This window comes from Cutibacterium namnetense (genome assembly GCF_001642025.1).
In the GTDB taxonomy this organism is placed as follows: domain Bacteria; phylum Actinomycetota; class Actinomycetes; order Propionibacteriales; family Propionibacteriaceae; genus Cutibacterium; species Cutibacterium namnetense.
Window position 1 is genome coordinate 1 of record NZ_LWHO01000009.1, and the last position, 13,546, is coordinate 13,546.

At 59.9% G+C, this 13,546-nt stretch carries 8 protein-coding genes; all 8 read right to left on the minus strand.

Annotation, left to right across the window (positions count from 1 at the left end):
- Positions 1–227: 227 nt before the first annotated feature.
- Positions 228–1,790: a choice-of-anchor M domain-containing protein gene (locus A5483_RS08965; protein WP_063811640.1), complete on the minus strand. Its 1,563-nt coding sequence runs from the start codon at positions 1,788–1,790 to the stop codon at positions 228–230.
- A 257-nt stretch (positions 1,791–2,047) separates the two neighbouring features.
- Positions 2,048–5,929, minus strand: a complete 3,882-nt coding sequence (locus tag A5483_RS08970) for a DNA-directed RNA polymerase subunit beta' (protein ID WP_063811642.1) — start codon at positions 5,927–5,929, stop codon at positions 2,048–2,050.
- A gap of 168 nt (positions 5,930–6,097) precedes the next feature.
- Entirely contained in the window at positions 6,098–9,577 is a 3,480-nt protein-coding gene (gene rpoB / locus A5483_RS08975) for a DNA-directed RNA polymerase subunit beta (RefSeq protein ID WP_153023085.1), read from the minus strand.
- A 251-nt stretch (positions 9,578–9,828) separates the two neighbouring features.
- A complete protein-coding gene (gene rplL / locus A5483_RS08980) occupies positions 9,829–10,221 on the minus strand; it encodes a 50S ribosomal protein L7/L12 (RefSeq protein ID WP_003866480.1) in 393 nt (130 codons plus the stop codon).
- A gap of 13 nt (positions 10,222–10,234) precedes the next feature.
- Positions 10,235–10,849 carry a 50S ribosomal protein L10 gene (gene rplJ, locus A5483_RS08985; RefSeq protein WP_003866501.1) on the minus strand — a complete coding sequence of 205 codons (615 nt, stop codon included), beginning with the start codon at positions 10,847–10,849 and terminating at the stop codon, positions 10,235–10,237.
- 440 nt (positions 10,850–11,289) lie between these two features.
- Entirely contained in the window at positions 11,290–11,988 is a 699-nt protein-coding gene (gene rplA / locus A5483_RS08990; RefSeq protein ID WP_063811645.1) for a 50S ribosomal protein L1, read from the minus strand.
- A gap of 84 nt (positions 11,989–12,072) precedes the next feature.
- Positions 12,073–12,504, minus strand: coding sequence for a 50S ribosomal protein L11 (gene rplK, locus A5483_RS08995; RefSeq protein ID WP_063811646.1), 432 nt, complete (start codon positions 12,502–12,504; stop codon positions 12,073–12,075).
- A 131-nt stretch (positions 12,505–12,635) separates the two neighbouring features.
- Positions 12,636–13,538 carry a transcription termination/antitermination protein NusG gene (gene nusG, locus A5483_RS09000; RefSeq protein ID WP_003866460.1) on the minus strand — a complete coding sequence of 301 codons (903 nt, stop codon included), beginning with the start codon at positions 13,536–13,538 and terminating at the stop codon, positions 12,636–12,638.
- Positions 13,539–13,546 lie beyond the last annotated feature (8 nt).

The window sequence follows — 13,546 nt, forward strand, 5'->3', positions numbered from 1 at the left end:
GCCCCCCCCCCCCCCCGCGATTTTGTCAACACCATTTACAAAAGGGGTAGTCAGGACATAGATGCCCGCTCCGAAATCCCAAGGATCCTGGTCACGATCCTGCCTGGATAACGCTAGTGCCCTGGGCCGCGGACGAGCCGAATGGCAGACAGGTCCGGCCACCGCATTCGCGGTGGCCGGACCTGCAGCGAAATAGCTAACCAGAAATGATTTGGCTTATGTGCTCCTCAGATGCCCGTATGAGGCAAGCCGATGGTCGTCGGCTGCGGGGCTTTCACCCTATTCGAGGAGACCACGCCAGAATCCATCGTCGACATTGCGGCGGGCTGGGTACCCGGGGCAATCTTCTCATCCACCCCCTTGACATGCTGGCGAGCACTGACCACGGCAGATGGTTGGGCGCTCGGCGCCGTAGCTGAAGGGTGAGTCGTCGGCGCCACCGTGGGCTGGCTACCGGTTCGGTCCCCGACGACCCACGTATACGTCACCGGCTCACAGGCAACGGCCTTGCCATCGCCTGTTTTGACGGGGACTCCCTTCAAGCGGACTTTCATGGTGTAGGTGCCTGGCTTCTCAAACAACCAGTTGGTGTGGACATGGCCGGGCTTCTTCTGCGAGATGGACTCCCCCGAGGCCAGCACCCATGAGCCGGACGCCAGCGGGGAACGCAGCTGACCGATCCCCTGCATGAACATGTACACCTTCCCTGGCCCCTTGACATCGACGAAGTCGATGTCAACAGCCTGGAAATCGGGCGCGACGCCATAGGTGTCCCAGCCGGGGAACAATGCCTCTTGCTGGTTCTCGCCATTTTGGGCCAGAAGATACCCGGCGGGCGCGAAGCGATCGTGCATGCTCGGGGGCAGCTTCCGGTAGGTATTCTCCCCCACGCGCAGTGTTACTGCCTCGGGTGCGCGGTAGATGGCTTCGCCACTGCGGTCGTCTTTGATAGCCATCAACAGCTTGCGATTACGGGCGATACCAGCGAACACGTCAAGGTGCCCTTGGGCGATCTCAACCTTAGTATCGTCGATCTTCGGCGCTGCCGCGTCGTGAGGCTCACCAGAGGGCTTATCCGCGGGATCGGGCTGTCCTGAATGGCCATCCGAAGCACCGGGGCGCTTGTCATTGTCTGACTTCAGAACATCCCAGGAAAGAGTGAACGGCTGCGACGAAATTTCTTTCCCATCAGTCTTAGTACCGACGGCAACCCCGCTCATCGTGTATTTGCCGGCATGGGTGAAGAACCAGTGGGCATGCTGATGACCCTTGATCGGTAACGATGCCCCTTTGCCGACCTGATATGTGCCATCGGCAAGGAAGGCGCCGAGCTTGCCATTCTCGTCCCCCTCGGGTGAGTTTCCGAGGAGATAGACCTTGCCAGGGCCGGTAACAGCAGTGAAGTTGACGCGCAGTGCGTCGAATCCGTTCTTCTTGAAACCGGGAGCATTCCAGCCAGGTTCGAACCATCCATCGGTATTTTCGCTGCCAGTGTAGTAACCCTCGAGGGGCGACTTACTCACCCCGGTGAGCCGGTATTGCTTACCGTACGTATCCGACTGAATCTGGAATTCGACCTTGTTTGGATCGTACTTGCGTGACTGAAGCCCATTATCGACATTGACGACGGGAGCACCAGTCTCAGTGGTGATGTAGAAAGCGTCCGTGTGATCTTTACTGAGGACCACCTTGGCGTCCGCGGCCCAGGACATCGGCGCGAACACCGACGCAATTAGGGTCATGAGGACGGCCAGCATCACTGGCCTCGGTAGGTTCTTTCTGGTCTGCATATCACTTCTTTCCAACGAGACGGGTGGCTCAACTCAGCCGGGCAGCCCATCGGATCGGGCATATCCCCGGAGAGAGAACCGTGAACATGGTACATGATATTGCGACCCATTCGCATTAATGGGTGAGGCTCCACGCGCTACGAAGCTCCAGGCCGGAAACCCTGCCCGCCACCAGACAGCGGCCCTCCCCCGCCCCATGCAAAAAGCCTCTCCTCCCTTACAAGGGAGGAGAGGCTCGCAGTCGACGCCCTATTACGTCAGCTCAGATCGCCCAGATCCATATCGTCGAGCGGAACAGCCGCGCCCGAACCCGAACCGAAGTCGTAGTCAAACGGGTCATAGTTCATCGTGAACGCAGCAGCCTTAGCCTCTGCCGTCGGCTCCACACGCATATTGCGATAGGTCTCCAAACCGGTACCGGCCGGGATGAGCTTACCGAGGATGACGTTCTCCTTGAGACCAACCAAGGTGTCCGTCTTGCCATTGATCGCGGCATCGGTGAGAACCTTGGTGGTTTCCTGGAAGGAGGCCGCCGACAACCACGACTCGGTGGCCAACGAAGCCTTCGTGATGCCCATCAGCACCGGACGACCCTCGGCAGGACGACCACCCTCAGCCACCGCCTTACGGTTAGCGGCCTCGTAGGACGCACGATCAACCAGCTCACCGGGCATCATCTGGGTATCTCCAGACTCAATGACGGTGATGCGGCGCAACATCTGGCGAATGACAATCTCGATGTGCTTCTCGTGAATGCCGGCACCCTGAGTGTTGTAGACCTTCTGGACCTCCTTGACAAGGTACTCCTGCACCCGACGAACACCGGAGATACGCAGCACATCCTGCGGGTCGGCGGTACCACCCATGAGCTGCTCGCCAGCAGCAACCCGCACGCCGTCACGGATCACGCGGTGGGTACCGTCCAGGTCGAACTCGAGACGAGCACGACGCGGCAGGACGTACTCGACGTCCTCCTCACCATCGTCACGCACCAGGACGAGCTTGCGACGGTTATCGGACTCATCGATACGGATGATTCCAGCAGCCTCAGCCAGCGGCGACTTACCCTTCGGGCTACGAGCCTCGAAGAGCTCGACGACACGAGGAAGACCCTGGGTGATGTCGTCACCAGCGACACCACCGGTGTGGAAGGTACGCATCGTCAACTGGGTTCCAGGCTCACCAATCGACTGAGCCGCGATGATGCCGACAGCCTCGCCGACGTCGACCAGATGACCAGTCGACAACGAGCGTCCGTAGCAGCGAGCGCAGCAGCCCTGGGCAGCAGCGCAGGTAAGCACAGAGCGCACCTTGATCTGCGAGATTCCAGCAGCAATGAGCTTAGAAATCTCCTCATCACCAAGATCGCAGTTGGCTTCCACCACAACATTGCCGTTGGCATCAACGGCGTCGGCGGCCAGACAGCGGGCGTACACCGCGGTGTCCAGCCCCTCAGCACGCACCAAATTGCCGTTGCCGTCGTCAACAGCAATGGTCTTGGGCATGCCACGGGTAGTGCCGCAGTCTTCCTCCCTCACAATGACGTCCTGGGAAACATCGACCAGACGACGAGTCAGGTAACCCGAGTCAGCGGTACGCAGAGCGGTATCAGCCTGCCCCTTACGACCACCGTGGGTAGAGATGAAGTACTCCAGAACCGTTAGACCCTCGCGGAAATTCGACTTAATCGGGCGAGGAATAATGTCACCCTTCGGGTCGGCCACCAGACCACGCATAGCGGCAATCTGACGCATCTGAGTCATACTGCCTCGAGCGCCCGAATCCACCATCATGTGAATCGGGTTGACCTGGGTAAAGTTGGCCTCCATAGCGGCGGTCAGCTCAGCAGTAGCTTCCGTCCAGATCTGGATCAGATCCTGACGACGCTCCTCCTCAGTCACGGCACCACGGTCGTACTCGCGGTCAACCTTGGCAGCGCGCGCCTCGTACCCAGCGAGAATCTCCGGCTTAGTCGGCGGGGTCTGGACGTCACCAATAGAGACGGTCACGCCTGACAGCGAACCCCACTTGTAGCCGATGTCCTTGAGGTTATCGAGGACGTGAGCCACGTCCAGCTGGGTCATACGCTCACTGAGGTCATTGACGATCTTGCCGATCTGCTTCTTGCCAACCAAGAAGTCAACATATGGGTAGTCGTCCGGAAGCACCTCGTTGAACAGGGCCTGTCCGAGAGTGGTGTCAAGGATGACCGAGCCATCAGCGCGAACTGTTTCGCCGTGCGGCGGCACAACATTCTTAAGCCGCAGCTTGATCTTGGCACCAATCTCGAGCTCACCAAGATCGTGGGCCATGATGGCCTCAGCCAGCGAGGCGAAGGCACGCCCCTCACCCTTGAGGCCGTCAAGGGCCATCGTCAGGTAGTAAGCGCCGATGATCATCTCATGCGAAGGCAGAGCAACCGGGCGACCATCAGCCGGCTTGAGAATGTTGTTCGTCGACAGCATCAAGACGCGGGCCTCGGCCTGAGCCTCAGGGCTCAACGGCAGATGCACAGCCATCTGGTCACCGTCGAAGTCAGCGTTAAAGGCCGAGCAGACGAGCGGGTGCAGCTGGATAGCCTTGCCCTCAATGAGCTGAGGCTCGAAGGCCTGAATACCCAGGCGGTGCAGCGTAGGTGCGCGGTTCAGCAGCACCGGGTGCTCCTTAATGACCTCTTCGAGGACATCCCACACCACCGGACGCTGCCGCTCCACCATGCGCTTGGCAGACTTCACATTCTGAGCGTGCTCGAGGTCAGCCAGACGCTTCATAACGAAAGGCTTGAACAGCTCCAAAGCCATCGTCTTTGGCAGACCACACTGGTGCATCTTGAGCTGCGGGCCGACAACAATAACCGAACGGCCCGAGTAGTCGACGCGCTTACCGAGAAGGTTCTGACGGAAACGCCCCTGCTTGCCCTTAAGCATGTCGGACAACGACTTCAACGGACGGTTGCCCGGGCCGCTCACCGGACGCCCACGACGACCGTTATCAAACAGCGAGTCGACGGCCTCCTGAAGCATCCGCTTCTCGTTATTGACGATGATCTCAGGGGCACCAAGATCAACCAGCCTCTTGAGGCGGTTGTTTCGGTTAATGACGCGGCGGTAAAGGTCGTTGAGATCGGAGGTAGCGAAGCGGCCACCATCGAGCTGCACCATCGGGCGCAGATCAGGCGGGATAACCGGGACGCAGTCCAACACCATGCCCTCAGGCGAATTACCAGAATCGAGGAAGGCCTGCACCACCTTGAGACGCTTCAGGGCGCGGGTCTTCTTCTGGCCGCGACCGGTCTTGATAATCTCACGCAGCTTCTCAGATTCGGCATCGAGGTCGAAGTCGTGCAGGCGACGCTTGATCGCCTCAGCACCCATCGAACCCTCGAAGTACTTGCCGAAGCGCGACTTCATCTCACGGTAGAGAATCTCATCGCCCTCAAGGTCTTGAACTTTGAGGTTCTTGAAGCGATCCCACACCGCGTCAAGACGATCAATCTGGCGCTGCGCACGAGTCTCAATATGCTTGAGTTCCTTCTCTGCACCATCCTTGACCTTGCGTCGAACGTCGGCCTTGGCACCGTCGGCCTCAAGCTGAGCCATATCCTCCTCGAGCTTGACCCGGCGGGCCTCCAGCTCGGAGTCACGGCGCTGCTCCAGTCGCGACCGCTCAGTCTGTACCTTGGCCTCCAGCGACGGCAGATCACGGTGACGAGCCTCCTCATCGACCGCGGTAATCATGTAGGCCGCGAAATAAATAACCTTCTCGAGGTCCTTCGGGGCGATGTCAAGCAAGTACCCCAGCCGAGAGGGAACCCCCTTGAAATACCAGATGTGTGTCACCGGGGCGATCAGCTCAATATGCCCCATGCGCTCACGACGCACGTTGGAACGAGTCACCTCGACGCCACAGCGCTCACAGATGATGCCCTTGAAGCGAACACGCTTGTACTTGCCGCAGTAACACTCCCAGTCACGAGTCGGGCCGAAAATCTTCTCACAGAAGAGGCCGTCACGCTCTGGCTTAAGAGTGCGGTAGTTAATGGTCTCGGGCTTCTTGACCTCGCCGTGGCTCCACGCACGGATCTGGTCGGCCGTGGCCAGGCCGATCTGCAACCGGTCGTAGTAGTTGGTGTCCAGCACGATTGTTCTCTTTCCCCCACTCGGGTGGGTGGTAGCCCCTCCTCGTCAGAAGGGGTTCCAGTCGGGGTGTCTATGTGAGGCGGGTTGTCCGGGCCCATCCCCACTCCCGTCAAACGGACTGTGTTCAAGGGTCGGGGATGACGGCGTCACCCCCGACACATGGGCACGTCAGTCGGCCATAGCGTTATCGACACCGGGACGACGCCCAATATCGATGCCCAGACCAGACCGGGTGTCTTCCTCAGAGCCGCGCAGGTCGATTTCCTGGCCTTCCGAGTTGAGCACCTCCACATTCAGGCACAGCGACTTCATCTCTTTGACGAGCACCTTGAAAGACTCAGGGATGCCCGGCTCAGGAATGTTCTCGCCCTTGACGATCGCCTCGTAAACCTTGACACGGCCCGGAACGTCATCGGACTTGATGGTGAGCAGCTCCTGCAGCGCCCAGGCGGCGCCGTAGGCCTCCATAGCCCACACCTCCATCTCGCCGAATCGCTGACCGCCGAACTGAGCCTTACCGCCAAGCGGCTGCTGGGTGATCATCGAGTACGGGCCAGTGGAACGAGCGTGGATCTTGTCATCGACCAGGTGGTGCAGCTTCAGCATGTACATATAGCCGACACCGACCTTGGACGGGAACGGTTCGCCAGTACGGCCATCGAAGAGGGTAGCTTTGCCATCGGAGTCGACGAGCATCTCACCGTCACGAGTCGGGTGACCGTACTCCATCAGGCCGGTGATCTCTTCCTCGGTAGCACCGTCGAAGACCGGGGTAGCCAAGCGTGATTCCGGGGCGACGTCAACAAGACCCACCTCACGCAGCCGCTCCGCCCAGTCACCCTCAGCCTGGGTGATATCCCATCCGGAGTGAGCAATCCAGCCTAGGTGCATCTCAAGCACCTGACCAACGTTCATTCGAGACGGCACACCCAGGGGGTTGAGGATGATGTCAACCGGGGTACCGTCCGGTAGGAACGGCATGTCCTCGACTGGCAGGATCTTCGAGATGACGCCCTTGTTGCCGTGACGTCCGGCGAGCTTGTCACCGATGGAAATCTTGCGTTTCTGGGCGACGTAGACGCGCACCATCTGATTCACGCCGGGTGCCAGCTCGTCGCCATTATCAGCGTCGAAAATGCGCACGCCGATAACGGTGCCCTCCTCGCCGTGAGGAACCTTGAGGGAAGTATCACGAACCTCGCGGGCCTTCTCACCGAAGATCGCGCGCAGCAGACGCTCCTCAGGGGTCAGCTCGGTCTCGCCCTTCGGGGTGACCTTGCCAACTAGGATGTCACCGGTGCCGACCTCGGCGCCGATACGCACGATGCCGTTCTCGTCCAGGTTGGCCAGCATGTCTTCGGAGACGTTCGGGATATCCCGAGTGATCTCCTCGGCACCCAGCTTGGTGTCGCGAGCGTCGACCTCATGCTCCTCAATGTGAATTGAGGTGAGCACGTCGTCGGAAACGATCCGCTGGGACAAGATGATGGCGTCCTCATAGTTGAGGCCCTGCCACGGCATAAACGCGGCCAACATGTTGCGCCCGAGAGCCAACTCACCCTTGTCAGTTGACGGACCGTCAGCCAACGGGGTGCCAACCTCGACGCGCTGCCCCACCGTCACCAACGGGCGCTGGTTAATGCAGGTACCAGCATTCGAGCGGCGGAATTTCTCCAGCTTGTAGGTCTGGTAAGTGCCGTCGTCACACGCGATATCGATGAGGTCAGCACTCACCGACAGGACCGAGCCAGCTTTCTCAGCAAGGGTGACGTCACCGACGTCAACCGCGCAGCGGTACTCCATACCGGTTCCGACGAACGGAGCCTCAGTACGCACAAGCGGCACGGCCTGACGCTGCATGTTTGCGCCCATAAGTGCTCGCGAAGCATCGTCGTGCTCGAGGAATGGGATGAGGGCGGACGCCACCGACACCATCTGGCGCGGAGACACGTCCATGTAATCGACCTCAGAGCTCGGGACCTCATCGGCCTCGCCGTGACGCTGACGCACCAGAACGCGATCGTTGACGAAATGACCCTCGCCGTCAACCTTGGCGTTGGCCTGAGCGATGACGTGCCGATCCTCTTCGTCAGCGGTCAGGTACACCACCTGGTCGGTGACCCGTCCGTTGATAACCTTGCGATACGGGGTCTCAATGAAACCGAACGCATTGACACGAGCGAAGGAAGCCAGCGAACCAATCAGACCAATGTTCGGGCCCTCAGGGGTCTCAATCGGGCACATACGACCGTAGTGCGACGGATGGACGTCACGGACCTCCATACCGGCACGGTCGCGAGACAGACCGCCAGGACCCAAGGCCGACAGATGGCGCTTGTGGGTCATCTCTGCCAGCGGATTGTTCTGGTCCATGAACTGCGACAGCTGGGACGTTCCGAAGAATTCCTTAATCGCAGCCGTCACCGGGCGGATGTTAATCAAGGTCTGCGGGGTGATGGCTTCAATATCCTGAGTGGTCATGCGGTCACGCACGACGCGCTCCATACGGCTCAGACCGGTACGCAGCTGGTTCTGGATGAGCTCGCCGACGGTACGCAGACGGCGGTTACCGAAATGGTCAATGTCGTCGGGCTCGACGACGATGTCGTCTTGGCCTTCCCGCGGCAGGGTCTCGGTGCCCTCATGCAGAGCGCACACGAAGTGGATGGCCGCAACGATGTCATCAATCGTCAGAACCTGCTGATCGAAAGGCAGGGACAGGCCGAGCTTCTTGTTGATCTTGTAGCGACCAACCTTGGCCAGGTCGTAGCGCTTCGGATTGAAGTAGTAATTCTCGAGCAGCTGCTGGGCCGCGTCACGAGACGGCGGCTCACCGGGGCGCAGCTTCTTGTAAATGTCGAGGAGAGCCTGGTCCTGAGTCTCGACGCCATGGTCCTTCTCGAGGGTTTGACGGATCGACTCGTGGTTGCCGAACTCCTCGAGGATCCGGTCAACAGTCCAACCGAGAGCCTTGAGGAAAACAGTGATGTTCTGCTTGCGCTTGCGGTCAAGACGGACGCCGACGGTATCGCGCTTGTCAATCTCGAACTCAAGCCAGGCACCACGCGACGGGATCACCTTGCACGTAAAGATGTCCTTGTCGGAGGTCTTGTCGGCAGACCTTTCAAAGTAGACGCCGGGGGAACGCACCAGCTGAGATACAACGACACGCTCGGTGCCGTTGATGATGAAGGTGCCCTTCGAGGTCATAAGCGGGAAGTCACCGATGAAGACCGTCTGGGACTTAATCTCCTCGGTCTCATTGTTCATGAATTCCGCAGTCACGAATAGCGGGGCTGCGTAAGTGGTGTCGCGATCCTTGCACTCATCTACGCTGTGCTTAGGATCTTCAAAGCGGTGGTCCCGGAAAGACAGGGACATCGTCTGGGAGTAGTCCTCGATCGGAGAGATCTCTTCGAAAATCTCCTCGAGTCCGGACTTGGTGTTAATGTCGGTACGCCCTTCTGCAAGGGCGGCGTCAACATGGGACTGCCATATCTCGTTGCCAACGAGCCAGTTGAACGACTCAACCTGCAGGTCGAGAAGGTTGGGAACTTCCAACGGCTCGTGAATTTTAGCGAATGAAATTCGTCCCGACTGGGGCGAAATGGCGTTGGTGTTCTTCGACGCAGTGCGCGTGGCGGCCAATGTGCGGTCCTTCCGAGAACTCCTACAACCGGCCCGTCGGCCGGTCTGAGGGCATAACAAACCGTCCATGTCAAGCATGGACGATCGCTGGCAATGGTGCAATGAGGTACACTAGTACTCTAAATGCGATAACGCAAGTTGGCATCATCTACCGACGACGCAGCTACCGCAACAGCGCGGTCACCACAGACTAGCGGGGCCTGCCCCGAAAGGAGCAGACCCCGCTAGTTATGGACCGTGTAGTCAGATGATCACTTGAGGGTGACGGTGGCACCGGCGGCCTCGAGAGCCTCCTTGGCCTTCTCGGCATCTTCCTTCTTGGCCTTCTCGAGGATGGGCTTCGGGGCACCCTCGACGAGGTCCTTGGCATCCTTCAGGCCCAGGCTGGTGAGGCCACGGACCTCCTTGATGACCTGGATCTTCTTGTCGCCGGCCGACTCGAGGATGACGTCGAACTCGTCCTTCTCCTCCTCGGCAGCAGCAGCCTCGCCGCCGGCAGCCGGAGCACCGGCAGCAGCGACAGCCACCGGAGCGGCGGCGGAGACATCGAAGGTCTCCTCGAACTGCTTCACGAACTCAGAGAGCTCGATGAGGGTCATCTCCTTGAAAGCATCAAGGAGCTCTTCGTTGCTGAGCTTCGCCATGATGGGCGTCCTTTCACTCGTTGGTGTTGTCCTGGGCGGCGGACGCCTCAGGGGTCTCGGTTGTCTTGGGCTCCTGGTCGGAAGCCTCTCCAGCTCCACCGATCACAGACGGATCGGCAGCAGCCTTCTCCTGCAGAGCGCCAAGACCGCGAGCGGCCTTCGACGGCAGAGCATTGAAGACCACGGCGGCCTTCGTGAGGTTGGCCTTGAGGCCGCCAGCGAGCTTGGCGAGGAGGACCTCGCGGGACTCAAGATCGGCGAGCTTCTTGACCTGGTCGGCGTCGAGGACGTTGCCGTCCATCACGCCGCCCTTAATGACCAGGAGCGGGTTGTCCTTTGCGAAGTTCTTCAAACCCTTGGCCACGGAGGCCACGTCACCGTTAATAAAGGCGAGGGCGGTGGGGCCGACGAGCTGGTCGTCGAGTCCCTCAATACCCGCCTCCTTGGCGGCGATGCGGGTGAGGGTGTTCTTCGCAACGGCATAGGTGGCGTCACTCCCCAGCGAACGGCGCAAATCCTTGAGCGCCGACACGGAGAGACCGCGGTACTCGGTCAGCACGGTAGCGTCGGCCGAGGAGAATTTCTCCTTCAGCTCGGCGACCGCAGCGACCTTGTCAGGCCTAGCCATTGGGTCTCCTTCCCACTTCTCGTACGTCGCGCTGGCAGCTGGACTGCTAGCGCCGGAGCCGTAGGGAGGACAAAAAAGAAACCCCGGTGCACAGGCGCACGACGGGGTAACAAAGTCATCTCGGCGTTCACCTGCACGGGCCATCCGTCACTCCGGATGCTTAGCGGAAAATCCCGACCAGCGGTCTACGGCAACCAGTACAGGATAGCTGGCTGGAGATGGAGTACCAAATTGCTGAAAAGAAAGGGCTCCAGCCGCCCCGCTACGTACCGCGCATATGAGGGTGCCCAGGCAATGCCGGGCATCGTGACGCCATCGTCACCATACTCAAGACTGCACGCGCCCAATGATCCAGATCGAAGCAGGCTGCGGCGCGAGGGGATACCGAGGGAAACCAAAACGGCCCCCGCCACATCGTGGCGGGGGCCGTCATCAGCCAGTCAGTCTGCGTCGCGAGCGGCGGCAGGATCGATCTGCACACCGGGACCCATCGTCGAGGAGACGGTGACTTTACGCAGGTATCGACCCTTAGCAGCGTTCGGCTTGAGACGCAGAATCTCGTCGAGAGCAGCGAAGTAGTTCTCGGTCAGCTTCTGCGTTCCGAAGGACACCTTCCCAATGAGGAAGTGAAGGTTGGCGTAACGATCAGTACGGAACTCGATCTTGCCGCCCTTAATGTCGGAGACAGCCTTAGCGACATCCATGGTGACGGTGCCGGTCTTAGGGTTCGGCATCAGGCCACGCGGACCAAGCACGCGTCCCAGACGGCCAACCTTGCCCATCATGTCCGGGGTAGCAACCACGGAGTCGAAGTCCAGGTAGCCGCCCTGGACCTTGGCGATGAGATCGTCGTCACCGACCTCGTCGGCGCCCGCCTCGCGGGCAGCCTCGGCCTTCTCACCGGTGGCGAAGACGAGGACCCGTGCCGTCTTGCCAGTGCCGTTGGGAAGGTTGACGGTACCGCGAACCATCTGGTCGGCCTTCTTGGGGTCAACACCGAGACGGATAGCCACGTCGACGGTCTCGTCGAACTTGGCCGACGCACCAGAAGCAACCAGGGCCAGGGCCTCCTCCGGGGAGTACAGCTGGTCGAGATTCACCTTCTCGGCGGCTGCGCGATATGCCTTACTGCGCTTCATATCTGGTTCCTTTCACCAGGTGTGGTGAGGGCAGCGCGTGCCCCTCCACAAAGTATGTGAGAAAATTTTCTGCGGGTTAGGGCCTCAAGCCTCAACCTCAACGCCCATGGATCGAGCAGTGCCGGCCACAATCTTCATGGCTGCCTCAACGTCATTGGCATTGAGGTCGGGCATCTTCGTCTCGGCGATCTCACGGATCTGATCCTTGGAGATCTTGCCGACCTTGTGAGTCAGCGGGTTCTCCGTGCCCTTCTTGATTCCAGCAGCTTTCTTAATGAGCTCAGCAGCCGGCGGGGTCTTGAGGACAAAGCTGAACGTGCGGTCCTCGTAAATGGTGATCTCAACCGGGACGACGTTTCCGCGCTGTCCCTCAGTCTGAGCGTTGTAGGCCTTGCAGAACTCCATGATGTTGACACCATGGGGGCCAAGAGCAGTACCAACGGGCGGGGCCGGGGTAGCCTGTCCCGCTTGCAGTGCGACCTTGACGAGAGCCGCTACTTTCTTCTTAGCAGGCATGTTGGGGGTCCTTCTTTCGGTGATGACGACACCGGTCGATGCCGTCAGTGCGAGTCCGGGTGTGACGAGCGCCCGGACGCAGACGCACCGGCCAAGTCTAAACAACTCGGCCGGTGGGGCCAAAATCAGGTTCAGATCTTCTCGATCTGATTGAACTCGAGGTCCACCGGGGTCGAGCGGCCCAGAATCTCAACCAGAGCCTTGACGCGCTGGTTGTTGGCGTTGATCTCAGTGATCTGGGCCGGAACACCAGCGAACGGGCCGTCAGTAATCTGCACCGACTCGCCAACCTCGTAATCGGCAACCTCGACCTTTGGCTTAGCCTTCGGGGAGGGGGCTTTATCAGCGTTCTCACGACTGACCCTGGCGACAACCGACGGCGTCAGCATCTTGACGACCTCGTCAAAAGTCAGCGGGATCGGGGTGGTGGATTGCCCGACGAACCCGGTCACCGAGGGTGTGTGGCGCACAATGCCCCACGAGTCGTCAGTCAAGTCCATCCGCACCAGCACGTAACCAGGCAGATACACCCTGGTGATCGTACGGCGCGTGCCATTGCGGATCTCGACGACCTCCTCGGTGGGAACGATCGTCTCAAAGATGTAGTCCTCCATGTTGAAGTTCTGCACCCGAGCGTCAAGGTTCTGCTTCACCTTGTTCTCCATGCCGGAGTAGGTGTGCAGCACGTACCACTCACCGAACTTCGAGGACAGCTCATCGCGCAACTCCTCGATGGCAGCGTCGACGGCGTCCTGGTTGTCAGCCTCGGACGGCTCATCCTCGTCGGCGTCTTCCTCATCGTCAGCAGCCTGGCCGATACCAAGGTTGCGGGCAATGTCGTCGTCTGACGCCTCGGCAGGCTCATCGTCACCAAGGTCAAGATTGATCTCGGGCTCCGCAGCGGAGTTGTCATCGCTGAGGTCTCCAAGGTCAATCTCGACCTCGTCGTCCTTCTCCTCGGCAGTGTCGGGGGTCAACGCATCGAGGTCGATCTCGACGTCGTCGGTTTCGCTGAAATGGGGGCTGTCAGTCACAGATCAAT